Origin of the sequence: Mesorhizobium sp. BR1-1-15 (assembly GCF_020165475.1) — a bacterium.
Taxonomy (GTDB): Bacteria; Pseudomonadota; Alphaproteobacteria; order Rhizobiales; family Rhizobiaceae; genus Mesorhizobium.
In genome coordinates, this window is sequence record NZ_JAIUIF010000005.1 from 14635 (window position 1) to 39369 (window position 24735).

Annotated in this window: 25 protein-coding genes; 12 read left to right on the forward strand and 13 right to left on the reverse strand. The window is 65.1% G+C overall.

Annotated features, from left to right (window positions below; all coding sequences use genetic code 11):
- The first annotated feature begins 11 nt into the window (after positions 1 to 11).
- The gene (ligD, locus tag LB541_RS10790; protein ID WP_140554712.1) at positions 12 to 2525 is read left to right on the forward strand and encodes a DNA ligase D; all 2514 of its coding nucleotides are present in this window, start codon (positions 12 to 14) and stop codon (positions 2523 to 2525) included.
- Positions 2526 to 2603: 78 nt separating this feature from the next.
- Here the strand turns inward: ligD and LB541_RS10795 are convergent, their stop codons facing one another.
- Positions 2604 to 3278, reverse strand: coding sequence for an ArsR/SmtB family transcription factor (locus LB541_RS10795; RefSeq protein WP_224618359.1), 675 nt, complete (start codon positions 3276 to 3278; stop codon positions 2604 to 2606).
- A gap of 161 nt (positions 3279 to 3439) precedes the next feature.
- Here LB541_RS10795 and LB541_RS10800 point away from each other — a divergent pair, with 161 nt between their 5' ends.
- Together LB541_RS10800 and LB541_RS10805 are read left to right on the forward strand one after the other, a co-directional pair.
- Entirely contained in the window at positions 3440 to 3772 is a 333-nt protein-coding gene (locus LB541_RS10800; protein ID WP_140491782.1) for an NIPSNAP family protein, read from the forward strand.
- Complete coding sequence (locus tag LB541_RS10805) at positions 3769 to 4113, forward strand: antibiotic biosynthesis monooxygenase family protein (RefSeq protein ID WP_140895707.1); 345 nt, start codon at positions 3769 to 3771, stop codon at positions 4111 to 4113. The genes LB541_RS10800 and LB541_RS10805 overlap by 4 nt, the downstream gene beginning before the upstream one ends.
- 44 nt (positions 4114 to 4157) lie before the next feature.
- Here the strand turns inward: LB541_RS10805 and mbfA are convergent, their stop codons facing one another.
- On the reverse strand, positions 4158 to 5141 hold the full coding sequence (mbfA, locus tag LB541_RS10810) for an iron exporter MbfA (protein WP_140491779.1): 984 nt from the start codon (positions 5139 to 5141) through the stop codon (positions 4158 to 4160).
- A gap of 178 nt (positions 5142 to 5319) precedes the next feature.
- Here mbfA and LB541_RS10815 point away from each other — a divergent pair, with 178 nt between their 5' ends.
- Together LB541_RS10815 and LB541_RS10820 are read left to right on the forward strand one after the other, a co-directional pair.
- Entirely contained in the window at positions 5320 to 5643 is a 324-nt protein-coding gene (locus LB541_RS10815) for a hypothetical protein (RefSeq protein ID WP_140491777.1), read from the forward strand.
- A gap of 147 nt (positions 5644 to 5790) precedes the next feature.
- Complete coding sequence (locus LB541_RS10820) at positions 5791 to 6771, forward strand: threonine/serine dehydratase (RefSeq protein ID WP_224618361.1); 981 nt, start codon at positions 5791 to 5793, stop codon at positions 6769 to 6771.
- Positions 6772 to 6884: 113 nt separating this feature from the next.
- Here the strand turns inward: LB541_RS10820 and LB541_RS10825 are convergent, their stop codons facing one another.
- The 5 genes from LB541_RS10825 to LB541_RS10845 all read right to left on the reverse strand — a co-directional run bounded on the left by LB541_RS10825 (position 6885) and on the right by LB541_RS10845 (position 11136).
- On the reverse strand, positions 6885 to 7190 hold the full coding sequence (locus tag LB541_RS10825) for a DUF1236 domain-containing protein (RefSeq protein WP_140491773.1): 306 nt from the start codon (positions 7188 to 7190) through the stop codon (positions 6885 to 6887).
- Positions 7191 to 7446: 256 nt separating this feature from the next.
- Positions 7447 to 8583 (reverse strand): ABC transporter permease, encoded by a 1137-nt coding sequence (locus tag LB541_RS10830; protein WP_140649526.1) that lies wholly within the window; start codon positions 8581 to 8583, stop codon positions 7447 to 7449.
- The gene (locus LB541_RS10835; protein ID WP_140625297.1) at positions 8580 to 9500 is read right to left on the reverse strand and encodes an ABC transporter ATP-binding protein; all 921 of its coding nucleotides are present in this window, start codon (positions 9498 to 9500) and stop codon (positions 8580 to 8582) included. The genes LB541_RS10830 and LB541_RS10835 overlap by 4 nt, the downstream gene beginning before the upstream one ends.
- Positions 9497 to 10450: an HlyD family secretion protein gene (locus LB541_RS10840; protein WP_140728742.1), complete on the reverse strand. Its 954-nt coding sequence runs from the start codon at positions 10448 to 10450 to the stop codon at positions 9497 to 9499. Before LB541_RS10840 ends, LB541_RS10835 begins: the two co-directional genes overlap by 4 nt.
- Complete coding sequence (locus LB541_RS10845) at positions 10447 to 11136, reverse strand: CerR family C-terminal domain-containing protein (RefSeq protein WP_224618363.1); 690 nt, start codon at positions 11134 to 11136, stop codon at positions 10447 to 10449. The genes LB541_RS10840 and LB541_RS10845 overlap by 4 nt, the downstream gene beginning before the upstream one ends.
- Positions 11137 to 11228: 92 nt before the next feature.
- On the opposite strand from LB541_RS10845, the gene LB541_RS10850 reads away from it, so the two are divergent.
- From LB541_RS10850 to LB541_RS10860, 3 genes are all read left to right on the forward strand, one after another.
- Positions 11229 to 11702 (forward strand): CYTH domain-containing protein, encoded by a 474-nt coding sequence (locus LB541_RS10850; RefSeq protein WP_224618365.1) that lies wholly within the window; start codon positions 11229 to 11231, stop codon positions 11700 to 11702.
- Entirely contained in the window at positions 11699 to 12637 is a 939-nt protein-coding gene (locus LB541_RS10855) for a CHAD domain-containing protein (RefSeq protein ID WP_224618366.1), read from the forward strand. The genes LB541_RS10850 and LB541_RS10855 overlap by 4 nt, the downstream gene beginning before the upstream one ends.
- Before the next feature lie 231 nt (positions 12638 to 12868).
- A complete protein-coding gene (locus tag LB541_RS10860) occupies positions 12869 to 13474 on the forward strand; it encodes a DNA-3-methyladenine glycosylase (protein WP_411969776.1) in 606 nt (201 codons plus the stop codon).
- A gap of 40 nt (positions 13475 to 13514) precedes the next feature.
- On the opposite strand, the gene LB541_RS10865 is transcribed toward LB541_RS10860, so the two are convergent.
- From LB541_RS10865 to LB541_RS10880, 4 genes are all read right to left on the reverse strand, one after another.
- On the reverse strand, positions 13515 to 15248 hold the full coding sequence (locus LB541_RS10865) for a SulP family inorganic anion transporter (protein ID WP_140673799.1): 1734 nt from the start codon (positions 15246 to 15248) through the stop codon (positions 13515 to 13517).
- A 67-nt stretch (positions 15249 to 15315) separates the two neighbouring features.
- Positions 15316 to 15594, reverse strand: coding sequence for a helix-turn-helix domain-containing protein (locus LB541_RS10870; RefSeq protein WP_140491757.1), 279 nt, complete (start codon positions 15592 to 15594; stop codon positions 15316 to 15318).
- 290 nt (positions 15595 to 15884) lie between these two features.
- Complete coding sequence (locus LB541_RS10875; protein WP_140649533.1) at positions 15885 to 16586, reverse strand: phosphatase PAP2 family protein; 702 nt, start codon at positions 16584 to 16586, stop codon at positions 15885 to 15887.
- Between the two features lie 31 nt (positions 16587 to 16617).
- Complete coding sequence (locus LB541_RS10880) at positions 16618 to 16956, reverse strand: hypothetical protein (protein WP_140493450.1); 339 nt, start codon at positions 16954 to 16956, stop codon at positions 16618 to 16620.
- 159 nt (positions 16957 to 17115) lie between these two features.
- Between LB541_RS10880 and LB541_RS10885 the strand changes: the two genes are divergently transcribed.
- Positions 17116 to 18507: a sensor histidine kinase gene (locus LB541_RS10885; protein ID WP_140649535.1), complete on the forward strand. Its 1392-nt coding sequence runs from the start codon at positions 17116 to 17118 to the stop codon at positions 18505 to 18507.
- Positions 18504 to 19160, forward strand: coding sequence for a response regulator (locus LB541_RS10890; RefSeq protein ID WP_140524397.1), 657 nt, complete (start codon positions 18504 to 18506; stop codon positions 19158 to 19160). The genes LB541_RS10885 and LB541_RS10890 overlap by 4 nt, the downstream gene beginning before the upstream one ends.
- 190 nt (positions 19161 to 19350) lie before the next feature.
- On the opposite strand, the gene LB541_RS10895 is transcribed toward LB541_RS10890, so the two are convergent.
- A complete protein-coding gene (locus LB541_RS10895; RefSeq protein ID WP_181171607.1) occupies positions 19351 to 19833 on the reverse strand; it encodes a hypothetical protein in 483 nt (160 codons plus the stop codon).
- A gap of 283 nt (positions 19834 to 20116) precedes the next feature.
- On the opposite strand from LB541_RS10895, the gene LB541_RS10900 reads away from it, so the two are divergent.
- Positions 20117 to 22120, forward strand: a complete 2004-nt coding sequence (locus LB541_RS10900) for a PhoX family protein (RefSeq protein ID WP_140625290.1) — start codon at positions 20117 to 20119, stop codon at positions 22118 to 22120.
- Positions 22121 to 22179: 59 nt separating this feature from the next.
- On the opposite strand, the gene LB541_RS10905 is transcribed toward LB541_RS10900, so the two are convergent.
- On the reverse strand, positions 22180 to 23361 hold the full coding sequence (locus tag LB541_RS10905) for a flavin-containing monooxygenase (RefSeq protein ID WP_224618367.1): 1182 nt from the start codon (positions 23359 to 23361) through the stop codon (positions 22180 to 22182).
- A gap of 331 nt (positions 23362 to 23692) precedes the next feature.
- Between LB541_RS10905 and LB541_RS10910 the strand changes: the two genes are divergently transcribed.
- Positions 23693 to 24730, forward strand: coding sequence for a phosphatidylglycerol lysyltransferase domain-containing protein (locus LB541_RS10910; RefSeq protein ID WP_140559137.1), 1038 nt, complete (start codon positions 23693 to 23695; stop codon positions 24728 to 24730).
- Positions 24731 to 24735 lie beyond the last annotated feature (5 nt).

Consider the following 24735-nt stretch of genomic DNA (forward strand, 5'->3'; position numbering starts at 1 on the left):
GACATCAAGGGATGGCTAGCCTCGAACAATATCACGCCAAGCGCGATTTCAGGAAAACCGCCGAACCCCCCGGCAAGGTCGCCCGCGGCAAGAAGAGCGAGGCCGGCGGCATCTTCGTCATCCACAAGCACGCCGCGACCAGGCTGCATTACGACCTGCGCCTCGAACATGCCGGTGTGCTGTGGAGCTGGGCGGTGACGCGCGGGCCCAGCCTCGATCCGCACGAGAAACGGCTCGCCGTGCATGTCGAGGACCATCCGATCGACTATGCGCCGTTCGAGGGCACCATTCCCAAGGGCGAATATGGCGCCGGCTCGGTCATCGTCTGGGACGAGGGCACATGGGTGCCCGAGGGCGATCCGGCCAAGGCGATGAAGAAGGGCCATATCAACTTCGAGCTCAACGGCCACAAGCTGCACGGCCGCTGGCACCTGGTGCGGCTGAGACCGCGCCCCGGCGAGAAGCGCGACAACTGGCTGCTGATCAAGTCGGACGATGGCGCGGCCCGGCCGGGCGAGGATATTCTGGAGGAAGCGCCGAAATCGGTGAAGTCGGGCCTGACGATCGAGGAGGTCGGGGCGGGCAAGGCCGCGAAAGGGGAGAAGGCGAAAGTCTGGCACTCCAACAAACCGGCCGCCGAAAAGGCGAAGGCCGGACACGCAAAGCGCCTCGACTTCATCGAGCCGCAACTGGCCACGCTCGAGCGGGAAGCGCCGCCGGGCGAGGACTGGCTGCATGAGGTCAAGTTCGACGGCTATCGCATGCAGGCGCAGATCGCCGGCACGGACGTGCGGCTGCTCACCCGCACCGGCCTCGACTGGACGAAGAAATTCGGCGACGCGATCGTCGCCGAGCTCGCCGGATTGAAATGCAGCGACGCCATCATCGACGGCGAGATCGTCGTGCTGGCCGACAGCGGCGTCTCTTCCTTCGCGCTTTTGCAGGCCGACCTGTCGGCGAAGCGCACGGATCGCTTCATCTACTACGTCTTCGACCTGATGCGGCTGAATGGGCGGGACCTGCGCCGCGAGCCGCTGGTCGAGCGCAAGCAGGCCTTGCAGGAATTGCTGGCCAGCCAGCCGGAGGATTCGGCGGTCCGCTTCAGCGACCATTTCGCCGAGCCCGGCAAGGTGATGCTCGAGCATGCCTGCCGCATGGGACTGGAAGGCGTCGTCTCCAAGCGCGCCGACGCGGTCTACCGAAGCGGGCGCGGGCCGTCCTGGGTGAAGTCGAAATGCACGCTGCGACAGGAGTTCGTCATCGCCGGCTACCTGCCGTCAGACAAGACCGGGCGCGGGCTGCGTTCGCTGCTGCTTGGCTATTTCGAGGCCGGCAAGCTGCACTATGCCGGCCGCGTCGGCACCGGCTTCTCGACCGGCGGCGCCAATGCCCTGAAGAAGAAGCTCGATGCGCTGCAAACGAAGTCGTCGCCCTTCGACAAGGCCGTGCCGAGGGGCAAGGGCCTGGTCTGGGTGAAGCCGGAGCTTGTCGGCGAAGTGGAGTTCCGCAGTTGGACCTCCGACCGTATAGTACGCCACGCCTCGTTCCAGGGGCTGCGCGAGGACAAGCCGGCGGAGGAAGTCGTGCAGGAAAAGCCGAAGGCACCGACAGGCAAAAGCACGGCCCGGGCCAAGCCGGCGTCAAGCGGCGCAACGCCGGCAAGGGCGGCAACCACCACGGTGAAGCTGTCCCACCCAGAAAAGCTGCTGTGGCCCGACGAAAAGATATCCAAGCAGGGGCTGCTCGATCATTACGCGCTGGTGTGGCCGCGCATGAAACAATTCGTGGTCAACCGCCCGCTCAGCCTGGTCAGGGCCCCCGACGGGGTCGGCGGCCAGCGCTTCTTCCAGAAGCATGCCTCGCCAGGCATGCATGACAAGATCGAGAAAACGAGGGATCCCACGGATGGCGAGGAAATCCTGTTTATCCGTGACTTCGACGGCGTCGCGGCACTTGTCCAGCTCGGCGTGGTCGAGATCCACATCTGGGGTTGCACCATCGACGAGCTCGAACGACCTGACCAGATCGTCTTCGATCTCGACCCCGATGAAGGCGTCGACGTGAAGGCGGTGCGGGCGGCGGCACTCGACATAAGAGGCAAGCTTGACGAGCTGTCGCTGCCCAATTTCGTCAAGACGTCGGGTGGCAAGGGCTTTCATGTCGTCGTGCCGCTGAAGCCGTCGGCCAACTGGGAGGAGGTGAAAGGCTTCGCCCATGATTTCGCGCGCGCGCTGGAACAGGGCGCGCCCGACCGCTACACCGCGACGCTGTCCAAGAAGGCGCGCACCGGCAAGATATTCGTCGACTATCTGCGCAATGGCAGCGGCGCGACCACGGTGGCGCCCTACTCGTCGCGGGCCAAGAAGGGTGCCACGGTGTCGATGCCGGTGACCTGGGCCGAGATCGAAGCCGGCCTGCCGCCGAACGCATTCCCCATCGGCGACAAGACGACGCTGAAGCAACTCGCGGAAGCCGATCCGTGGAAGGATTTCTTCAAGAAGGGGAAGGTGTTGAAGCGGGGGTAATCCTGCCCGCATTTGCAGCGCGGCGATCCTTCGCGCCTGTCCCGCCGGCGAATCGATGCTGGCAACAGCGCCGATAGCTCAAGCCAAAAACACCTTCTCGAACGCCTGTTTGCCGGGCGGCGAAAAAATCACGGCGCGGCTGTCCTTCTCCCGGCGCGCCCATTTCTCGGTGAGGATCTTGTCGAGGATGGCGGCGCCCAGCGTGCCGGCGAGATGCGAGCGCCGTACGCTCCAGTCGAGGCAGGCGCGGCACACCGGCCGCCGGGCCTTTGCCTCCACATCGATGCCCATCGCCGCGAAATGCGAGGCGGCCGAAGGCGCCAAGCGGATTTCGCCGCGGTCTCGCAGCAGCAGCCTCCGGTCGATGAGGCGGTCGAGCATCGCCACCGCCTGCTCGCCGGCAAGATGATCGTAGCAGACGCGCGCCACGCGCATCGCCCCGTCGCGAGGGCCCGGCCGCACGCGCCTGGGACCGATGGTTTCGGCGACGCCGGCGATGGCTTCGATCATTTCAGCCACCTGCGGCCCGGCGAGCCCGTAATAGCGATGCCGGCCCTGGCTTGCCACGGTCAGCAGCCCGCCTCCCATCAGTTTCGACAGATGCGAGGAGGCGGTCGGCATCGATACGCCCGCCTCGAGCGCCAGTTCGCTTGCCGTCAGCGCCGTGCCGCCCATCAATGCGTTGAGCATGTTGGCGCGGGCCGGGTCGCCGATCAGGCCGGCGATGCGGGCAATGTCGGGTCCTTCGCGCATAGTTTCATCCCTATCGAAGCATTCTCGCCAGATAATCACTATCCTTCGCTGAGCTCAAGGAGCGCTGACGATGCTCCTGACAGGAAACTGCTTAGCACACCGGCGTAGGCGACGTTTCGACAGAGATCGAATTATCTGTGCGTCAACTCAGGGAGACCGGAATGACCATCACCTGCTTCATCCGCTACGAGATCGATCCGTTCGGCAAGGCCGCGTTCGAGGAATATGCCCGCAACTGGGGCCAGGCCATTCCGCGCTGCGGCGCCGACCTGATCGGCTACTACGCGCCGCATGAAGGCTCGGCCACGACCGCCTATGCGGCCTACAACATAGAAAGCCTGGCTGCCTATGAAGCCTATAGGGCCCGGCTTGCCGCCGACCCGGCCGGCAAGGCAAACTACGAATTCGCCCGCCGTGAAAAATTCATCCTCAAGGAGGACCGCATGTTCCTGAAACTGGCGTCCGGCCCGCACGCGAAGCTGGTGCTGCCGTGATCGCCGTCATCTTCGAGGTCGAGCCGGCCGCGGGCAGGCGCGACGCCTATCTGGGCATCGCCGCCCAGTTGCGGCCGCTGCTTGAAGGCATCGATGGCTTCATCTCGGTCGAGCGCTTCCAGAGCCTCGCCAATCCGGACCGCATCCTGTCACTATCGTTCTGGCGCGACGAGGATGCGGTGAAGGCCTGGCGCAACACGCAAGAACACCGGCAGGCGCAGCAGGCCGGGCGCGGCGGCATCTTTGCCGGCTACCGCCTGCGCATCGCGCACGTCGTGCGCGATTATGGCTTGAGTGAAAGGCAACAGGCGCCGGTGGATAGCCGGGCGGTGCACGGGTAATCGGCAGGTCCTTCCTTCTCCCAAAAGGGGGAGAAGGAAGAACCCTATGCGTTCCCGATCAGCACGCCCGCCGCGAACACCAGCGCGCCGCCGAGCACCACCTGGAAGGCCGCGCGCAGGAAGGGTGTCTGCATGTAGCGGTTCTGGACGAAGGCGATGGCCCAGAGTTCGAAGAACACCACCACGGCGGCAACCGCTGTCGCCGTCCAGAAATGCGGGATCAGGTAGGGCAGCGCATGGCCGAGGCCGCCGAGCGTCGTCATGATGCCCACGGTCAGGCCGCGCTTGACCGGCGAACCTCGACCCGACAGCTTGCCGTCGTCGGAGGCGACCTCGGTGAAGCCCATCGAGATGCCGGCGCCGATCGAGGCGGCGAGGCCGACGAGAAGCGTCTGCCACGTGTCATGCGTGGCAAAGGCGGCGGCGAAGATCGGCGCCAGCGTCGATACCGAGCCGTCCATCAGTCCGGCCAGTCCCGGCTGCACATAGGTGAGGATGAACTGGCGCTGCTCGGCCGTCGCCTCCTCGACCTTCACGGTGCCCGGCACGTGCTGCTGCTCCAGCCGCTGCGCCATGCTCTCATGGCTCTGTTCCGCCGCCGCCAGTTCGTCGAGCAGCTTTCTGGTCGAGGCATCGGTGGTGCGCCTGGCCGCCTCGACATAGAACAGATAGGCCTGCCGCTCCATCGCCTCGGCCTGGCGGCGTACCTGCTCGATGCCGAGCGGCTTGACCAGCCAGTCGGGCTTGCGCTCGTAATAGCCCTTCACATGCTCGCGCCGGATCAGCGGAATGCGCTCCCCGAAACGCCGGCGGAAAAGCTCGATCAGCGCGTCGCGATGACCGTCCTCCTCCTCGGCCATGTCCTCGAACATCTTGGCCGATTGCGGAAAATCCTCCGCCAGCCCATCCGCATAGGCGCGGTAGATGCGACCGTCGTCTTCTTCCGACGAGATGGCAAGCGCCAGGATCTCCTGTTCGGAGAGCGAATCGAAGGAGCGGCGGCCGAAGCCGAAAACACGGGAAAGCATGAGGAAATCACCCTAGTTTAGAATTGTTCTAAACTAAGGTTTGCTGCCGCATCGGTCAATCGTGCGCCTGGGCGGCAGTCAAGATTTGTTGAAGCAGCCATTCGGCGCCGGCCCTTCATTATCGGCAAATGTTCACTTATATGACGGAACTCCAAGCCAACAACCGAGGAAGCCGCCGATGACTGCAAAGCCGCACGCCCATCACTTCGACCCGAAACCCGTCCTCGACCTCATAGCCAGCATCGAGGCAGATCTGCAGCGCCTGAAAGGTCTGGTCGAGCAGCAGATCGAGAAGTTCGATCCCGCCAACCCGCACAACAAGACCCTCGACGGCAAGCTGACCGAGGAAGGCGTCGAGTGCTGCTACCGCATGTTCGACGAAGGCAAGTCGCGCTATTCGGTCTCCCAGCAGATGAAGATTTCCTTTGCCGCCGCCACCCATCGCTTCAACGCCTGGCGCAAGGCCGGCGGCAACAAGCGGCAGCGGACGTTGTTGGGGTGAGGGTTGAACTGGACGGACCGGCAGGCAGGTGACTGCCAGCACTGCCGGCCGTCGTGATCCCAAACCTTGTGACGGTTACATTTTTTTGTTGGCCTCGCGCGGCCCTTTGCGTGCACCATGGCCGGACCACATCTTACAGGACCCGCCATGACCACGCCTCCCGGCATCGCCGATATCCACGCCGCCGCCGCCCGGCTCTCCGGCCTTATCGTCGAGACGCCGCTGATCGAATCGCCCGAGCTCAACAGCCGCTTCGGCGGCCGCATCCTGTTCAAGCCGGAAACGCTGCAGCGTACCGGCTCGTTCAAGTTCCGCGGCGCCTACAACAAGCTGTCCTCGCTCTCGGCCGAGGAGCGCGGCCGCGGCGTGGTCGCTTTTTCCTCGGGCAATCATGCGCAAGGCGTTGCCGCTTCCGCCGCCATGTTCGGCGTCAGGGCGGTCATCGCCATGCCGTCGGACGCACCGGCCATGAAGATCGGCAATGTCCGCAAGATGGGCGCCGAAGTGGTCGCCTTCGATCGCGTCCGCGAAGACCGCGTGGCCGTGGTTCGGCCTTACGTGGAGAAGGGCATGGTCCTGGTGCCGCCCTATGACGATCCCGCCATCATCGCCGGCCAGGGCACGATCGGCCTCGAACTGCTGCGTCAGGCCAATGCGCTTGGCGTGAGCCTCGACGCCGTCATCGTTCCCTGTGGCGGCGGCGGGCTGAGCAGCGGGATTTCGATGGCGGTCAAGGACGGTTCGCCCGCCACCGCCGTCTGGGCGGCAGAGCCGGAATTTTTCGACGACACCAGCCGGTCGCTGGCCAAGGGCGCCAGGGTAGCGAACGAGCCCGGCCACACCTCGATCTGCGACGCGCTTCTCGTCGCCGAGCCGGGCGCGCTCACCTTCGAGATCAATCGCAAGACGCTGGCCGGCGGCATTGCCGTCTCGGAGGAGGCGACGAAGCAGGCCATGCGCGACGCCATGGCCCATCTCAAGCTGGTCGTGGAGCCCGGCGGCTGCGTCGGGCTCGCCGCGCTCTCGTCGGGCAGGATCGACTTGGCAGGCAAATGCGTGGCCGTGGTGCTCTCTGGCGGCAATGTCGATTTCGACGCCTATGCCAAGATCATGGCTGCTGCCGCCTGACGCCCGCCCCGCGTGGCAGGGCGGGCAGCCTTTGTTGTTTCGCAATTCCGGATGGAAACCGCTGCGCACTTTTCCTGGAATTGCCCAGTGCCCGTCAGCTGATGACGGTGCCGTCAGTCGATGACTTTCACGATGCGACGGGTTCCGGGATCGACGAGGACGGTCTGACCGTTGACGACGACATAGCGGTACTGCACATCAGGAACATCGATCGCATGCAGCTCCACAGTGTCCGGCAAGGTCGAGCCGATGGCCAGTTGGACGCCCAGCAGGTCGACCGAGGCGATCGGCTTCTTGTGCACATATTCGCGGATGACGGTCTCCTGCTGCGGCTCGATGATCACGTCCTGAGCGGCGGCGGCACCGATTCCGGCCGCAAGCAGAAGCCCGGCCGCGGTGGCGGAAAGATACAGTCTCATCATTGCCTCCATTGCTGGTCGATAGAGCGCAATACAGTTGCAAGTCTCGGCTCTATCTCGTTGTTTTGATGGCATTCCGCCTCCCGCCAGATGATCCGGCCGGACTCGAGATGCCAAAGGCTTCGCTTGCACGGAGGGGGCCGTCTTGGCCCGCAAGTGGCAGCGGCGAGGCTGATCGACAACGCCGGGGCAGAAGCATGGTTCCAACGGGAGGGTCCAGGTTCGATGGAACCCTGGACCGCCCCAGCGGCTGTTTTCAGTCCAGCGTGCGGCGGAAGCGGACAAGGGCGACGCCGGCAAACAGCGCCACGAACACCACCAGCCAGCCGATCTCCACGGCCACCGCCGGCAGCTGCGCGCCCTTCAGCATGACGGCACGGGTAATGCGCAGGAAATGCGTGAGTGGAAAGATCTCGCCAAAGATCTGTGCCCAGCCCGGCATGCCGCGATAGGGAAACATGAAACCCGAAAGCATGATCGACGGCAGGAAGAAGAAGAAGGTGAGCTGCAAGGCCTGCATCTGCGTGCGCGCGACGGTCGAGATCGTGTAGCCGAGCAGCACCAGGGACAGCACGAACACCAGCACCGCCGACAAGAGCAGCGTCATCGACCCCGTAAAGGGGATGGCGAACAGAAGCTTCGACGCCGCCAGCACCACCACGACCTGAACCGCGCCGACCGCCAGATAGGGCAGCACCTTGCCCAGCATGATCTCGAGCGGGCTCGACGGCATGGCGAGCAGGTTCTCCATCGTGCCGCGCTCTGTCTCGCGCGTCAGCGCGATCGAGGTCATCATCACCATCGTCATCTGCAGGATGACGCCGAGCAGGCCGGGGACGATGTTGTATTGCGAGATGCCCTCCGGATTGTAGCGCCGGTGCACGACCACATCGAGCTGGCCCCGGGCGGCCTCGGCGGCGGCCTCCTGCATGCCTTGCGCTCTGAGCAGCGCCTGGCCGGCGACGGTGCTGAGCGTCGAGATGGCGCCGCTGGCAACCGCCGGGTCGGTGGCGTCGGCCTCGATCAGGATCTGCGGATTGTCGCCGCGCTCCACCCGCCGCGCGAAATCGGCCGGAATGGTGACGACGAAGGCGACGTCGCCGCGCGCCATCAGGAATTCGGCCTCCTCGGCACTTTGCGCCACATGGTCGAAACGGTAGTAGCCGGTGGTCTGCAGCGCCGAGACCATGGCGCGCGTATAGGGATCGCTGCTCGTCGCCACGAGTGCCGCCGGCAGGCTCTTCGGGTCGTTGTTGATGGCGTAGCCGAACAGCACCAGCTGGATCAGCGGCACGCCCAGCATCATGGCGAAGGTGATGCGGTCGCGGCGCATCTGGATGAACTCCTTGATCAGCAGCGCGCCGAGCCGGGCTAAGGAGAAGACCGCGTTCATGCCATGTTGTCCTTCGAGCCGGACATGAACTGAATGAAGACGTCCTCGAGGCTGGTTTCGCCCGGCGCAACCGTCACGCCCTTGTGTTCCTTCTCGACATCGGCCAGCGCCGTCTCCAGCTTCTTCCTGTCGGCTCCCACGACATGCAGCGTCGCGCCGAACGGCGCCACCTGGTCGACGCCCGGCCGGCCTTCGAGCGCTTGCGCCACCTGGTCGAGGCGCGGGCCCTGCAGGACGAAAGTGGTCAGGCCGGCATTCCTGACCACCTCGGCGACGGTGCCCGTCGCCAGCATCTTGCCGTAGGAGATATAGCTGATGCGATGGCAGCGCTCGGCCTCGTCCATGTAGTGGGTGGAGACCAGCACGGTCAGCCCGCCGCTCGCCAGCCGGTGGATCTCGTCCCAGAACTCGCGCCGCGCCTTGGGGTCGACGCCGGCCGTCGGCTCGTCGAGCAGAAGCAGCTTGGGCTTGTGCATGATGCAAGCGGCTAGCGCCAGCCGCTGCTTCCAGCCGCCCGACAGCGTCCCGGCGAGCTGGTTGCGGCGTGTCGTCAGACCGAGTTCCTCCAAGGTCCTGGCGACATGCTCCTCGACCGGCTTCAACCGGTAGAGCCGCGCCACGAATTCGAGGTTCTCGCCGATCGTCAGATCCTCGTAGAACGAGAATTTCTGCGTCATGTAGCCGACCTCGCGCTTGATGCGCAGGCTGTCGGTGAGGATGTCGAAACCCAGCACCGTGCCTTCGCCCTCGTCCGGGGTCAGCAGGCCGCACATGATGCGGATGGTGGTGGTCTTGCCCGAGCCGTTGGGGCCGAGGAAGCCGACGATCTCGCCTTCCGCCACCGTCATCGTGACATTGTCGACGACGGTCTTGTCGCCGAAGCGCTTGACCAGTCCGTGCACGTCGATGACGTTCATTTCCCTGAAACCGCCAGCTCGACGTCGACGATCTGGCCCGGCTGCAAGGCGCCGGCGCTGCCCTCCGGCCGCGCCTCGACGAGGTAGACCAGCTTCTGCCGGTTCTCCAGCGAATAGATCACCGGCGGGGTGAATTCCGGATCGGGCGAGACATAGCTGACGCGCGCCTTCACATCCGGGCCGCAGCCGTCGCAATGGACGCGGAGCAAAGTGCCGACCTTGACCGAGGAGAAGGCGGCTTCCGGTATATAGACGCTGAGCTTCACCGCGCCGTCGGGCAGCACGGAGATGACGGGCGCGGTCGGACCTGCCGTGTCGCCCGGATTGCGAATGACGTCGCTGACGCGGCCCGGAGAAGGGGCCGCCAGGGTGCGCTTGGATAGCCGCCACGCCGCTTGGTCGAGCGCGGCCTGTGCCTGCTTGACCTGACTTTCGGCGGCCTTGATCGTCTCGGGACGCGCCGGCAGGCCGCCGGCGGCGAGATTGGCCTGCGCCTGTCCGACCTGCGCGTTGGCCGTCTCCAGCGTGGCCGAGGCGGTGTCGTAGTCGGCCTGCGTGCCGGTGCCGCGCTTGAAGAGGTCGGCGGCGCGGTCGTATTTGCGTCTGGCGTCGTCAGCCTGAGCCTTGGCCATGTCGACCTGGGCCTTGAGGGCCGCGATTTCTTCCGGCCGCTTGCCTACCTGCAGATCGGCAAGCTGCGCCCGCGCCTGGGCGAGACTTGCCGTGGCCTGTGCGACCGCGATTTTCGCGTCGGCGTTTTCCAGCGTCACGATCGTGGTGCCCGATGTGACGCGATCGCCGCGCTTGACCGCGACGGTCTCGACCTGCGCCACCTCGATCGGCGCCAGCAGCACATAGTCGCCTTCGACATAGCCGACGGCCAGCGGAGAAGCCGGTGCGCAGGCGCCGAAGAGTTGAGCGGCAAGCGGCAGCGAACAAAGAAAGCTCATCGTCTCGATCCCTTCCGGGCGGCCAGTATGGCGCTGAGGTTGTCCGATGTGACGGCCGCCACCTTGGCGGCCTCGGCGGCGCCGATCTCGCGCCAGCCCATGCGGCGCATGACCGCCTCGCGGCCGATGCGGAAATAGATGACCTGTCCGATCAGCGTGAACACGGTGAGCCGGGTCGCCTCGCTCTCGGCCGCCTCGCCGGTCGCCTGTTCCCAGAGCAGGCAGAGGCGCCGATGCGTCGGCTCGAACACGCCGTCATAGATGCGGTCGAGCGCCGCGGTCGGATGCGAGAGCTCGCGCAGCACGAACTGCACGATCTCACCGGCCTGCGGCTGCGCCACGACGAATGCCACCATCCGCTCCAGCGCCGCGAACAGCTGCGCGCGCGCCGCCTCGGGGTTCGCGATTGCCGGCGCCCGCGCCTCGCCGAGTGCCTGGCCGGCGACCGATTGTATGGTGTCCACGATATGGTCGGCGGCGGCGAGGCGCAGCCCCTCCTTGCTGCCGAAGTGATAGGCGATGGAACCGATATTGGCCTTGGCCTCCGCCGCGATCTCGCGCGTGGAGGTGCCGTCGAAGCCTTGTCGTCCGAACAGCTTGAGCGCCGCGCGGACCAGCGCTTCACGCGTCATCTCCGCAGCGGGCGGCTCACGGCGAGGAGTTCGGGCTTCGGGCGGCTTGATCATGTGGCATACTTTAATCAATCGATTGATTAAAGTCAAATCCGAGTTCGGACATGGCTTGCCATGCCGGCCCGCGCGGGCTTTAGTGCGCGGCCATGGGCAAGGAAGTCGAGCGCAAGTTCCTGGTCTCCGGCACGGCATGGCGGGATCTGGTCGAGGCGGACATCCGCATCCTCCAGTTCTATCTCGCCACCGCGCCAGGACGCACGGTGCGCGTGCGCATCAGCAACGGCGCCTCGGCCAGGTTGACGCTCAAATTCGGCAGCACGGCGCGGGAGCGCGACGAATTCGAATATCCCATTCCGCTGGCCGACGCCGTGGAGATGCTCGGCTTCGCCATCGGGCGTGTCATCGAGAAGACACGTCATCATGTTAGGCATGGCGGCTATCTCTACGAAGTCGATGTCTTCGGCGGCGCGCTGGCGGGGCTTGTGATGGCCGAACTCGAAACGCCGGACGATGTTCCGGATGAAATGCTGCCAGACTGGCTCGGCCGCGAAGTGACTGGCGAACAGAAATTCTACAACGCGTCGCTCGCCCTCGGGGGGATTCCGGAGATCGCCGCATGAGCTTTCGCATCGATCCGCGCCTGCCGCTGACCGGCGAGGTCAGGCGTATCCTGGCCGAGGAAATCGGCAAGGCGCTTGCTCATCTCGACATGGCGCGTGACAGGCCGGAACAGGGACTGCACAAATCCCGCAAACGACTGAAGAGCGTGCGTGCCTTGTTGCGTCTGGTTCGTTCCGGTGACGAAACATTCTGCCGCACGGAGAATGAATGTTACAGGCAGGTCTCGGCATTGCTCGCCGGACCGCGCGAGGCGACCGCCTTGATCGAGACGATCGACCGCCTGGCCGACACCTTTCCGGGGCAAAGCGCCGGTCACGGCCTCGGCCCCGCCCGCGATCGCCTGGTGATGCGCCAGCACGCGCTTCATGCCGGCGCCGGTCTCGACGCGGCCATAAAAGCTGCCATCGCCGCCTGCCAGGAGGGCCTCGAACGCGTCGACAGGCTGTCCTTGCCGGACCAGCCGGAGCAGGCCGCCGACATTCTGGCGGAGGGCGCCCGCGCCACATTGCGGCGCGCGCGCAAAGCGCTGGACAAGGCGGCCTCGAGCGGCGGGGCCGAGGATTTCCACGACTTGCGCAAGGCGGCCAAGACCCACAGCATGCATCTGTCGCTGCTCGGCCGCCTGTGGCCGACGTCAATCAAGGCTCGTCGCAAGGCGGTCGACAAGCTCGCAGAGCAACTCGGCGAACTGCACGACGTCTTCGTCATGCGCGCGATGCTGGAGGCCGGCGGCGAGCCGCTTGGGCCGCCCGGGGATACGAAACTCCTTGGCAAACTCCTGAAGCATTCCGAAAAGAGCCTGAGGAAGTCCTGCCTTGCCGAGGCGGCCGAACTGTTCGGCGACAGTCCCAGGCGCTCGACGAAGAAGCTGGCCCGCAAGGCGCGCGACGATCTTGCCGGCGCTCCGCCCGCGGAGGAATTGGCGGCGAGGTGACGCAACGGCATTCATCGCCGGTCATGCCGGCATTGGCCGTGTATGGCTCGCCGGGAGGGGCTGGCCCTTCATTCGCGCACCGGCATCGGTACCGACGGCAAGTCGATCCTCTATATCCCGCTGATGAACGAGGGCGAAGTCGCGGCGCTGAAGCTGGATTGAGAAGATTTTCGGAGCCGGCCGCACGAGAGCCTTTGCCACATGGGGCGGGCGGATCTAAAACCAGCCGCCATGAGGATGGTCGTCCGCCGCCCGCTCGCTCGTTCGGAACTGCCGCACGATACGGCCGCTCTCGCGCGCTATCTCATCGGCAAGATCGTGGTCCGGGAATTGCCCGAAGGCATTGCCAGCGGCTGCATCGTCGAGACCGAGGCGTATGTCGCCGGCGATGCTGCCGGGCACGGCTTCAGGGGAATGACCCCGCGCAATCGCTCGCTGTTCCTCGAGCGCGGGCATGCCTATGTCTATCTCGCCTACGGCATCTCATACATGCTGAATGTCTCGAGCGAGATGCCCGGCATCGGAACCGGCGTCCTGATCAGGGCACTGGAGCCGCTCGACGGCATTCCGATCATGCAGCTCAATCGCGGCATCGAGCGCCTGCGTGACCTGGCGCGAGGACCGGGAAGGCTCGCCATGGCGTTGCGGATCGACCGTTCGCTCGACGGGCTCGATCTTTGCCGGGAAGGCCCTCTATGGCTTGCAAGCGATGGCCGCGACCCCGGCGAAATCGGGCAGGGCGTTCGGATCGGCATTTCGAAGGATGCCGACCGCCTGCTGCGATTTTACGTCCGGGGAAGTCCGTTTGTCAGCGGTTCACGATCGCTCAACCCATGAGAGTTGCTTCCCGGCGCGTTGAAAGGAAGAAGAATGCAAGCTACTGCGCTGCCCTTTTTCCCTCCAACTGCGCCTGCGCTGCCCGGATCGAGGCGGCGTAGGTCACCAGCGGGCGCTTGAGGCCGTGGTTGATCAGCGTGCGTCTTGTCTGCGGCGAAGCGCCAGATATGACAAAGCGCACGCCGGCGCGCCTGGCCTTGTGCGCCGCACCCTCGATGACATTGGCCGCGGTCGAATCGAAGAACGGCACCGCCGAGCAGTCGAGGATGAAGTTCTTGCGCTGGTCGGCGATGCGGTCGAGCACCGCGCCGACGGTCGAAGCGGCGCCGAAGAAGAATGCGCCGGAGATGCGGTAGACGACGGTGTCGGCGTCGGTCGCGTCCCTGGAATCATAGACGCTCTCGCGGTCGGCGACGTCCTCAGGCACCAGCGTCTGGTCGGCCTCGACGGCGATGGATTTCGCCATGCGGTCGATGAACAGGATCGAGCCCAGCGCGAAGCCGACAACGATGCCTTCGGTCAAGTCACGGAAGACCACGATCAGGAAGGTGGCCATCAGCACCAGCGCATCGCCGCGCGAGGCGCGCAGCAGCGTGGCGAAAGCCTGCTTCTCGAACATGTTCCAGCACACCACCGCCAGCACGCCGGCGAGGGCGGAGAGCGGGATGTAGCTGGCGAGCGGCGCTGCCGCCAGCATCAGGACGAGCAGGATCATGGAGTGGATCATGCCCGAAACCGGCCCGTGCGCGCCGGCCCGCACATTGGTGGCGGTACGGGCAATGGTGCCGGTGGTGCAGATGCCGCCGAACAGGGCCGAGGCGATGTTGGCGAAGCCTTGCGCCACCAGTTCGCAGTTGGAACGGTGCCGGCGGCCGGTCATGCCGTCGGCGACGACGGCCGACAGCAAGGATTCGATGGCGCCCAGCAACGCGAAGGCGATGGCGTCCGGCAGCACGTCGATCATCCTGTCGAGGCTGACGGGGGGAAGCGCCGGCCATTGCAGGCTGCGCGGGATCCCGCCAAAGCGCGTGCCGATCGTCTCGGCCGGCAGCGCAAACAGCGCCACCGCGAGCGACGCCAGACCGATGGCGATCAACATCGCCGGCCATTTCGGCCGCCAGCGCTTCAGGAAAGCGATGGTTGCGATTGTCAGCACCGCCACGAAGGTCGCCGCGAGATTGATCGTGCCGGCCGCCTCGCCGATCGCCGTCAGCTTCGGCACCAGCGGGCCTGGCTCCTTGCCGGCGAGCTTCAGCCCGAACAGTTCGACGATCTGGCCCGAGAAGATGATGACGGCGATACCGGCGGTAAAGCCGACCGTCACCGGATAGGGAATGAACTTTATGTAGGTGCCGAGCCGCAGATAGCCGATGGCGATGAGGAAGATGCCGGCCATCATCGTCGCCAGCAACAGCCCGTCCACGCCGACCCGCGCGACCGTCGCCGCCACCAGCACGATGAAGGCGCCCGCGGGGCCGCCGATCTGGAAACGGCTGCCGCCGAACGCCGAGATGATGAAGCCGCCGATGATCGATGTGTAGAGCCCGCGCTCCGGCGTCACCCCTGATGCGATGGCGATTGCCATCGACAGCGGCAAGGCGACGATGGCGACGGTCAGCCCGGCAATGGCATCGGCCCTGAGATGTTCGAGCCTGTAGCCTTCGCGCCAGACCGTCACCAGTTTCGGTGTGAACAGTTCGGAAAAAGTCGGCTTTGCCGGCCCATGGGTCGGTTTGCGCGCGCTTTCGTTGAGTGTCTGCCCGATCTCGTCCATGGACTGCCTTCCGCACCTGAAAGGCGGCGGGATCGTCGGCAGGACTGTCGGCGGTCGCCGTCGCGACTTATGCCGGCTCAGCTTTCGGGTTGGGCGGCACGGCAGGCTTGAGGCGCACGCCCCGGCCGCCGCGCTCACTGGGCTGATTCTCGCCGATCAGCTCCACCCCGGCCTCGTCGAGGGCCTGGATGACCTTCATCAGCGTATCGACCACACCCCTGACCACGCCGTCGCTCGCTTCCATGCGCTGGATGGTGGGAAGCGAAACGCCGGCGCGCTCGGCGAGCGTCTTCTGATCGATGCCGGCCAGCGCCCTCGCGGCGCGCATCTGCGCGGCAGTGATCATCGGCCGGGATCCCCGTCTGAGTCTGCGGATATGATGTATAATACGATCATTATGATGTTTCAAGCATCAGGATGTACGCTTGAGCCTTGATCATCATCGCTATCGAGCATTTTTCGGATACTTCCCGAGCATTGAGAGCTATGGTGTTCCATCTGGGGCAGGGGATAACGTGGTTGACCATTTTCAAGACATTGACGACATCGGCATGCCTGGTATCGGTGGTCCTTCTGCTAACGGGCTGCGGACACTTGATCAACCGGCTGATCTGACCGCTTCCCGGTCGAGCGTCGTCAGACGTCGTTACGCACCACCCTGCGCCGTTGCAGGACCCTTGCCGCCAACCAGCACAGCATGGCCCAGGCAAAGCCCGCGCACCAGCCGGCCAGCACGTCCGACGGCCAGTGGACGCCGAGATAGATGCGGCTGATGCCGACCAGCACCGTCGTCAGCACGGCGAGCGCCAGAACATAAATCTTCGTCGTCCGGCCCTGCAGGAAGCGCGCCGCAAGCGAGCCCAATGTGAGATAGGTCACCGCCGAAAGCATCGCGTGGCCGCTCGGGAAGGAAAGCGAGGTCTCGTTGACCAGATGCGAGACGAGTTCGGGCCGCGGCCGGTCGACGCCGAGCTTCAGCAGGCTCGACAGCATCTGGCCGCCCGCCACGGCGACGAAGATGAGAAGCGCGGTCCCGGGCCTGCGGATCAACAGCAGATAGATGATCGTCGCCGCCGTGATCAGCACCAGCACGCTGGTGCTGCCGAGGCTCGTGATGTCGCGCATCGCCCCTTCCATCCATGGCGGGCCGATCGGGATACCGGGTTGGCCGGCCTGGCGGAAGGCAAGCATGATTTCAGCGTCGAAGGCGTGCGGCGTGGTGGCCCGTGCCACCTCCATCAACTCCACGAAGCCCCACAGGCCGGCGGCGACGACAAGGCCGGCCAGCAGCACCGGGAATTCGACCCGGCTCAGCAGAGCCTTTGCCGCAGTCTTCATCGAACCTCGTTTCGCAACCATGGTTTGCCGTTCATCGCCCTTGCACATAGGGCCCGAGCGTGATCAGCGCCACGGCGGCAATCGCCAGCACGATGCCGGCCGCTTGCAGCGTATTGATGCGCTCGCCGAAGAATATCAGCGCCACCAGATTGACCGATACCAGCTGGATGACGGCCGACAGGCTGAACGACACCGACATGCCGAACTCGCGAATCAGCCGCAGCATGATCAGGTTGCCCAGCGAATAGAGCGCAAGCGTCAGCACGATCTTGCCCAGGCTGGGCGCCATCCCCCATTGCTTGGCGGCCGCCGCCGCCAGCAGAAAGATCACGGTCGAAAGACCGAGCTGAAGTAACCCCGAAAAACTCACCCTGCCCTCGATATTGATGCCGGTCGTCCGTGCCTTGTTTCGCAAGCGCGTCGGGACGTCAAGCAGCTGCCGTGGGACCAGGCTCTTGTGTCGGCAGGACCGAAGCGCCAAAGTCGCGGCCACTACCCTGCCCCTGCGGGTGGGGGCGAGGAGCGTGGCGTGCGATTTCTCGAAACCTTGTCGCGGCGCTGGAACGGGCTTACGCTGGCGCTGCAGTTCATCATTGCCGGCGGCTTCGGGCTGCTTGCGGTGATGCTGGTGGTCGGCTTCTGGGTCACCGCGCAAATCCGCGAAAGCGTGCTCCACAATTCGGCGGCCACGACTGCCCTGTATGTCGACAGCGTGATCGCTCCGCTGCTCCCCGATCTGCGCACGAACCATCAGCTCGATGACGCCGTCAAACGGGCGCTTGACGAGACCCTCGGCCAAGGCGCGCTCGGCAAACGGCTGTTTTCCTTCAAGTTGTGGCGTCGGGACGGCACGGTGCTGTATTCGAAGGACACGGCCTTGATCGGCCGGCAGTTCGGCCCGAGCGCCAACCTGCGTGCCGCCTTCGCCGGTAATGTCGTCGCCGAGTTCAACGAGCTAGGCGACGAGGACGACAAGGAGGAGAGGGCCGCGGGCGTGCCGCTGCTGGAAATCTACAATCCAGTCCGCGAACCCTGGTCGGGCGAGGTGGTCGCCGTCACCGAATTCTACGAGATCGCCGACGATTTCCAGGCGGCTCTGGCTTCCGCCTTGCTGTCGAGCTGGCTGATCGTGGCCGGCGCCACGCTGGCGGCGCTGCTGCTGTTGTCGGGGATCGTCATACGTGGCAGCCGCACCATCGACAAGCAGCGCGGCGTTCTGCAGGGCCAGGTCTCCGAGCTGCAGGCGCTGGTTTCGCAAAACCGGGCGCTGCGCCTGCGCGTCCAGCAGGCGTCGCGCCGTGCCACGGCGCTCAATGAACGATACTTGCGTCGCATCGGCGCCGACCTTCACGACGGGCCGGCTCAGCTCGTCGCGCTGGCGGCGCTGCGTGTGGACAGCCCCGCCATTTCCGGCGAGGGTGCCTCCAGCGACAGCCGCAACGCCGAGATCGCCATGATCCGCATGGCGCTGGACGACGCGATGCGTGAAATCCGCGGCATCTGCAACGGCCTCGTCCTGCCGCAGATAGAAACGGCCGCGACCGGCGACATTCTGCGTCTTGCCGTCGACGAGCATCAACGCAGGACCCGCAGTTCCGTGGCGCTGACCCTATCCAGGCAGTTGCCCGAACTGGGCGCTTCGGAGAAGATCAGCATCTATCGCTTCGTCCAGGAGGGGCTGAACAACGCTTATCGTCATGGGCAGGGCAAGGATCAGGAGGTGAAGGCCGGGATGACAGGCGGCAAGTTCTTCGTTGAAGTGTCGGATGGCGGGCCCGGATTCGACCCAAGGCGAGCCGAGGGCCTGGGGCTCGCCGGCATCAGGGAACGTATCGAAAGCATTGGTGGCCAGTTCGAGACCACGACCGGGCCACAGGGAACACGATTGATGATTACGCTAGCCGTCGAGGATCAACCATGATCGGTACCATCCGTGTCGCCATTGTCGACGACCACCCGCTGTTTCGCGAAGGCGTTACCCGCAGCCTGTCGGAGATCGGCGGCTTCGAAATGGTGGCCCAGGGCGCCACTGCGCAGGATGCCGAACGCATCGCCTCGACTTTGCAGCCCGACATATTGCTGCTCGACATCAGCATGCCGGGTGACGGCCTTGCGTCGGTGGCCGGCATACTGGGTGCCAATCCCGGACAGAAGATCGTCATGCTGACGGTCTCGGAGGCCAATGCCGACGTGGCGCGGGCGCTGAACGCCGGTGTGCGCGGCTATGTGCTGAAGGGGGTCGGCTCGCGCATGCTGGCCGAAATCCTGAATGGTGTAGCGGCCGGCGAGACCTATGTGTCGCCGACCCTGTCGGCCCGCCTGCTTTCGGACCTGCAATCGCTGCAGCCGGCCAACGGCAGGACGGATCGTCTGCGTCAGCTCACCGGACGCGAGGCCGAGATCCTGCAGCTGGTGGCGGAAGGGCTGAGCAACAAGGAAGTGGCGCTGCGGCTGGCACTGCAGGAAAAAACGGTCAAGCATCACATGACCGGTGTGCTGTCCAAGCTCAACGTCCGCAATCGCACCGAGGCGGCGCTGCTGATGCGCGAAGCGCGGGATCGGGCCGGCAGCTAATCCTGGTCGGCCGCAAGGGATCCCCGGTTTGGGATAACGACACGCATAAATGAAAACCTGAAGCGCGGTGCAGCAGCGGAACGCTCCAGGGCAAAAAAGACGGCCCCTATACGGGGCCGGAGCGACAAGGTCACCTCCGCCGGGGGGCGGCGGAGGTGACACGTAAAGCGGGCGATGCCTATTGCCCGCTCTACAACCCCTTGAGGCGGCTTATATCCGCCGCCGTCGCAGGGCGCTCGACGATCGTGCGGCCCAGAGCGTCGGTCATTTTGAAGCGACCCTTCTCGATCTCTTCCCCGAAGCCGTTAGGGTGCTGCACCACGATCTTGTTGTCGTCTATTTCGACACGATCGCCGGTTGTTGCGTTCACATGCTTGCCGGAGCTGTTGGCACCCTTCCCCTTGCCGTTGTTGCCGCCGCCATTGTTCCCGTTGCCGCCAGCGTTGCCATTGTTGCCGCCGCCGTTATTTCCATTGCCGCCATTGCCGCCATTGCCGTTACCGCCACCACCGCCATTGCCGCTGTTCCCGCCAGGCTTGGCTTGGGCGCTGGACGCGACAATGCCTGCGGCGGAACCGTGAAAATCGAGGTGATAGGGGGCTATGGTCAGCGCCAGTGCCGGCACTGCTCTCAGGGCCAGCCAGCAACAATGAGCCATGATCGAGCTGCGCATCAGTCCCTCACTTGATCGGACCGGCAAAATTCAGAGGCCATCTCGTGCAGGTACGCGACCATCGGCGACATGGCGTGTTCGTGTAAGTGGCCCACGACCGATGCCGCGGCAATCCGGACCTTCGCCCCGATCGGTTTAGGACCTTGGTCCGAGTTTCAAACCGGATGTGGCGCGAGGTTCGCGGTCAAGCTGGCGGGTGCACGAATGTCACGAAAGTGTGACCGATCGTCTATAAGGGGTCGAAACGCGTGACACGCTCCAGCCATCCAGCCAGAGGCAGACCATGACCGACCATCGCTCGCCCGACGCCCGATTCCGCACCAGCCTGCTTGAGGAAAACGACGGTCCGGCGACCAACCCCACCGAAAACCGCACCATGGGCGAAATCATTGCCGAGCGGTTCTCCCGCCGCGCCTTCCTCAAGGGCTCGCTGGCCGTCTCGGCCATCGCCGCCACCGTCAGCCCGCTGGCGCTCGTGGCCGCCGACGATGCGCGTGCCGCCGAGGGCTCCGCCTTCTCGTTCGAGGAACTCGAAGCCGGTATCGACGACAAGCACCATGTCGCGCCGGGCTACGATGCCGACGTGCTGTTGCGCTGGGGCGATCCGCTGTTTGCCGATTCGCCGGAGTTCGACCCGGCCAGGCAGTCGGCTGAGGCCCAGGCAAGACAATTCGGCTACAACAATGACTATGTCGGCTATATCGGGATCGGTGGCTCCGCCGAGCACGGCCTGCTGGTCGTCAACCACGAATACACCAATCCGCATCTGATGTTCCCGGGCATCGTCAGGATCGTCGAGAAGGACGGCAAGAAGGCGGCCGAACTCGCGCCGCTCTCGAAGGAGCAGGTCGATGTCGAGATGGCGGCACATGGCGGCACCATCGTCGAGATCCGCAAGGAAGGCGGCAAGTGGCAGGTGGTGCGCGACGGCAAGTTGAACCGCCGCATCACCTCCAACACCGAAATGGCGCTGTCGGGCCCGGTCGCCGGTCATGACCGCGTCAAGACCAATGCCGACCCATCCGGCACCAAGGTCATCGGCACATTCAACAACTGCGCCGGCGGCGTCACGCCTTGGGGCACCTATGTCATGGCCGAGGAGAACATCCACGGCTATTTCTCCGGTGAACTGCCGGAAGGCCATAAGGAAGCCGCCAATTACAAGCGCCTCGGCATTCCGGAAGGCGCCTATGAATGGGGCGCGCATTACGATCGTTTCGACCTCGCCAAGGAGCCGAACGAGCCCAACCGTTTCGGCTGGATCGTCGAGGTCGACGTCAACGATCCGACATCCACGCCGAGGAAGCGCACCGCAATGGGCCGCTTCAAGCATGAAGGCGCCGAATCGATCGTCGCCAAGGATGGCCGCGTCGTCTTCTATCTCGGCGACGACGAGCGCTTCGAGTACGTCTACAAATTCGTCACCGCGGGCCGTTTCGATCCGGACGACCGCGCCGCCAACATGAACCTGCTCGACGACGGCACGCTGCATGTCGCCAAATTCGCTGCGGACGGTACGGTGGACTGGCTGCCGATCGTCTTCGGCCAGGGCCCGCTGACGGCCGAGAACGGCTTTGCCGGCCAGGCCGACGTGTTGATCGAGACGCGGCGTGCCGCCGACCTGCTCGGCGCCACCAAGATGGACCGTCCCGAGGACATCCAGCCCAATCGTGTCAACGGCAAGGTCTATGTCATGCTGACCAACAATTCCAAGCGCAAAGCCGACCAGGTCGACGCCGCCAACCCGCGCGCCGATAACGCCTTCGGCCATATCATCGAGATATCGGAGGATGGCGGCGATTTCGCCGGCACCAGGGGCAAATGGGAGGTGCTCCTGAAATGCGGCGATCCAGCGGTTGCCGATGTCGGCGCCACCTTCTCCACCGCCACCACGGCCAATGGCTGGTTCGGCATGCCCGACAATTGCGCGGTCGATTCGGCCGGGCGCCTGTGGGTCGCCACCGACGGCCAGGGCCCGAAGACCACCGGCCGCACCGACGGCCTGTGGGCGGTCGACACCGAAGGGCCGGCGCGCGCGACGTCAAAACTGTTTTTCCGCGTGCCGATCGGCGCTGAAATGTGCGGGCCGCTGTTTGCGCCCGACGATCAGACCGCCTTCGTCGCCGTCCAGCATCCAGGCGACGGCGGCGAGGATTGGGAGGCGTTCGGCCGCCCGTCCTATTATGAGGATCCGTCGACGCGCTGGCCCGATTTCAAGCCGGACATGCCGGTGCGGCCGGCGGTCGTCGCCATTACCAGGCAAGGCGGCGGCAAGATCGCGATTTAGAGGGCAATTCCAGGAAAGTGGGGTTCCGTCCGACGCGTAAAACGAACCTCCAGCCCGGTTCAGGGGCCGGAATTGGCGATCCGCCGGGCAATCCGCTCGGCGATCGCCTTGGCCTGGATGGCGGCATTGGCGAAGCAGCCGCGGATGCTCGGCCGCATGCCGGTGAACCAGAGGCCAGGCAGTTTCGGATCCGCATTGCCGCCGTTGAAGAGCGGAACGCCCTTGCCGTCGAGCACGCCGAGATTGCCGACCATCTGCTCAAGCCCGGTGCGGTAGCCCGTCGCGGCAATGACGATGTCGGGATCGATCAGGCTGCCATTGGCCAGGATGACGCCGTCGCGGGTGAATTCCCGCACCCCCGGCACGACGGTGATCCTGCCCGAGCGGATGGCGTCGATCGCGCCCTCGTCGGCGGCGATCGCTGTGTAGTCGGTGGTCAGGCGGCTGGCGCCGCCCACCGGTGCCGGCGGCACGCCGAATTTCGACAGGTCGCCGAAAACCAGCCGCTGCGTCAAGGCGATCACCGCATCGGCGACCCGCAAAGGCAACCGCGCCATCAGCGGCGACAGCCGGTGCACGGCAATCTTGCCGATGCGCTTGGGCAGGACCGACGGACCGTTGCGGGCCGACAGCCACAGCGAGGCGGTGCCTGCCTGCGCCAGGTGGTTGAGCGCGTCTATACCCGAGTTGCCGGCGCCGACGACCAGCACCTTCTTGCCGGCATAGTCCTTCGCGTCGCCGAAATCCGCCGAATGGATGATGCGGCCGGCGAAATCCCGCATTCCTTTCCAGTCGGGGATGAACGGCTGTCTGTCGCGGCCGGTGGCGATCACGACGTGGCGCGCTAGGCGCATCCCGGCGCTGGTCTCTATCGCCCAGTGGTCGCCCCTGAACAGGACCGCCTCGACGGCGACGCCGAGCTCCACCGGCAGCCGGTTCGCCTCGCTGAAATCGTTCAGATAGCGGATGACGGCGGTTCTGTGGGGGAAGGCGAGCGTGCCCTTCGGATAGGCAAGGCCGGGAAGTGCCGAAAGGTCGCGGTGAGTATTGAGGCGCAGCTGCTGGTGACGCCGATGCCATGGCTCGGCCAACCGGCTCTCCTTTTCCAGGATCGCCGTCGCCACGCCGGCCTTGACCAGCGCCTGCGCTGCCGCGAGACCGGCGGCGCCGGCGCCGATGACGATCGCCGGTTCGATGGTTACCGTCTGGTGCGCTGCCGGTCTGATTGTCGTATCTGCCATTCGCTCACGAACCCCATTCCACCCTTGTGGCGCTTCCGCCGACACCGGCAGAACGCCCTCCCGCGCATGATCCATACAGCAGATCGGCCCCGGATTTCGAGGCCATGCGCCGCACCGCGGTTGCGTCCTATATGGCATATACGCGAGATCGGCGATAATCAGGTCGCGGCAATGTGATTGATTCGAGATCCGGGGGCTGGCGGATCTCTGTTACCGGTACAGGAATCCGAAGTCCTCGAAACGCTTTTTTCGGCTTCCTGTGCAAAATCAAGGCGCCACGGCGTATAGCGTACCCGGGTGCGCGCCGCAGATGCACGCGGAATCTCGACCCATGCCCTCCTTGCGGATCTATCTCGACAAAATCCTCGAGCGTGCCTCGCCAAAGGTCGAGCGCCAGGCGTTCACCCATGCCGAACGGCTGGCGCTGGTGCGCCGCCACGGCGACTTCTCACTCGCCTACTCCTCCGCCGTGCAAGGCAGGCTCTCCTATTTCGGCGACGCCGACGGCTACATCGCTTTCGGCACCAAGATGAAGCATCATTTCGCGCTCGGTGACCCGGTCGCCGATCCGGCCCATCGGGCCGACTACATCAGGCGCTTCGTCGAGACCGCCGGCAGCCCCTGGTTCGTGCAGATCGGCGAACAGTCGGCGCGGGTGCTGGCCGGGCTCGGCTACAAGGTCAACCGGCTGGGCATCGACACCCGTCTGCCGCTGCCCGAACACGATTTTTCCGGCAAGCGCAACGAAACCGTGCGCTACTCCGAGCGCTGGCTGTTGAAGAAGGGCTTTTCGTTCGCCGAGGACAAGCGGACGATCTTTCTCGACGAGATCTCCCGACTTTCGGCGAACTGGCGCGGCGACCGCATCGTCAAGCGTTGGGAAATGGGCTTCCTCAACCGGCACTTCGCCGATCATGTGGGCGTCGACATGCGCCGCTTCGTGCTGCACGGCCCCGATGGCGAACTGGTCGCCCTGCTCGACTTCGATCCGCTGTTTCGCGGCGGCAAGGTCATCGGCTACACCACAGCCTTCAAGCGCAAGCACATCGACGCCTCGCCGCATGCCGAGGTCGGCCTGACCAAATTCGCCGTCGACCGCTTTCGCGAGGAAGGCATTTCGGTCGTCACGCTCGGGCTGTCGCCGCTGGTCGACGTCGGCCCCAGCGGATTCGCCGAAAGCGATTTCTGGCGCAACGCCTTCCAGCGCGCCTATGATTCGCCCTGGGTCAACCGCCGCCGCTTCAACCTGCAGGGGCAGGCGGCGTTCAAGCGCCGTTTCCACGGCATCGAGGAGCCGGTCTACGTCGCCTTCCGCGAGGGAACCTATGTAGAGATGCTGGGCCTGCTGCGGCTGGTGAAGGCGATCTAGCTCTG

Bases quoted from the DNA above. Each gene is read 5' to 3' on its own strand.
- ligD (WP_140554712.1), top strand. From the start codon at position 12: ATGGCTAGCCTCGAACAATATCACGCCAAGCGCGATTTCAGGAAAACC.
- LB541_RS10795 (WP_224618359.1), bottom strand. From the start codon at position 3,278: ATGCGCGAAGGACCCGACATTGCCCGCATCGCCGGCCTGATCGGCGAC.
- LB541_RS10800 (WP_140491782.1), top strand. From the start codon at position 3,440: ATGACCATCACCTGCTTCATCCGCTACGAGATCGATCCGTTCGGCAAG.
- mbfA (WP_140491779.1), bottom strand. From the start codon at position 5,141: ATGCTTTCCCGTGTTTTCGGCTTCGGCCGCCGCTCCTTCGATTCGCTC.
- LB541_RS10815 (WP_140491777.1), top strand. From the start codon at position 5,320: ATGACTGCAAAGCCGCACGCCCATCACTTCGACCCGAAACCCGTCCTC.
- LB541_RS10820 (WP_224618361.1), top strand. From the start codon at position 5,791: ATGACCACGCCTCCCGGCATCGCCGATATCCACGCCGCCGCCGCCCGG.
- LB541_RS10825 (WP_140491773.1), bottom strand. From the start codon at position 7,190: ATGAGACTGTATCTTTCCGCCACCGCGGCCGGGCTTCTGCTTGCGGCC.
- LB541_RS10830 (WP_140649526.1), bottom strand. From the start codon at position 8,583: ATGAACGCGGTCTTCTCCTTAGCCCGGCTCGGCGCGCTGCTGATCAAG.
- LB541_RS10835 (WP_140625297.1), bottom strand. From the start codon at position 9,500: ATGAACGTCATCGACGTGCACGGACTGGTCAAGCGCTTCGGCGACAAG.
- LB541_RS10840 (WP_140728742.1), bottom strand. From the start codon at position 10,450: ATGAGCTTTCTTTGTTCGCTGCCGCTTGCCGCTCAACTCTTCGGCGCC.
- LB541_RS10845 (WP_224618363.1), bottom strand. From the start codon at position 11,136: ATGATCAAGCCGCCCGAAGCCCGAACTCCTCGCCGTGAGCCGCCCGCT.
- LB541_RS10850 (WP_224618365.1), top strand. From the start codon at position 11,229: ATGGGCAAGGAAGTCGAGCGCAAGTTCCTGGTCTCCGGCACGGCATGG.
- LB541_RS10855 (WP_224618366.1), top strand. From the start codon at position 11,699: ATGAGCTTTCGCATCGATCCGCGCCTGCCGCTGACCGGCGAGGTCAGG.
- LB541_RS10860 (WP_411969776.1), top strand. From the start codon at position 12,869: ATGAGGATGGTCGTCCGCCGCCCGCTCGCTCGTTCGGAACTGCCGCAC.
- LB541_RS10865 (WP_140673799.1), bottom strand. From the start codon at position 15,248: ATGGACGAGATCGGGCAGACACTCAACGAAAGCGCGCGCAAACCGACC.
- LB541_RS10870 (WP_140491757.1), bottom strand. From the start codon at position 15,594: ATGATCACTGCCGCGCAGATGCGCGCCGCGAGGGCGCTGGCCGGCATC.
- LB541_RS10875 (WP_140649533.1), bottom strand. From the start codon at position 16,586: ATGAAGACTGCGGCAAAGGCTCTGCTGAGCCGGGTCGAATTCCCGGTG.
- LB541_RS10890 (WP_140524397.1), top strand. From the start codon at position 18,504: ATGATCGGTACCATCCGTGTCGCCATTGTCGACGACCACCCGCTGTTT.
- LB541_RS10895 (WP_181171607.1), bottom strand. From the start codon at position 19,833: ATGCGCAGCTCGATCATGGCTCATTGTTGCTGGCTGGCCCTGAGAGCA.
- LB541_RS10900 (WP_140625290.1), top strand. From the start codon at position 20,117: ATGACCGACCATCGCTCGCCCGACGCCCGATTCCGCACCAGCCTGCTT.
- LB541_RS10905 (WP_224618367.1), bottom strand. From the start codon at position 23,361: ATGGCAGATACGACAATCAGACCGGCAGCGCACCAGACGGTAACCATC.
- LB541_RS10910 (WP_140559137.1), top strand. From the start codon at position 23,693: ATGCCCTCCTTGCGGATCTATCTCGACAAAATCCTCGAGCGTGCCTCG.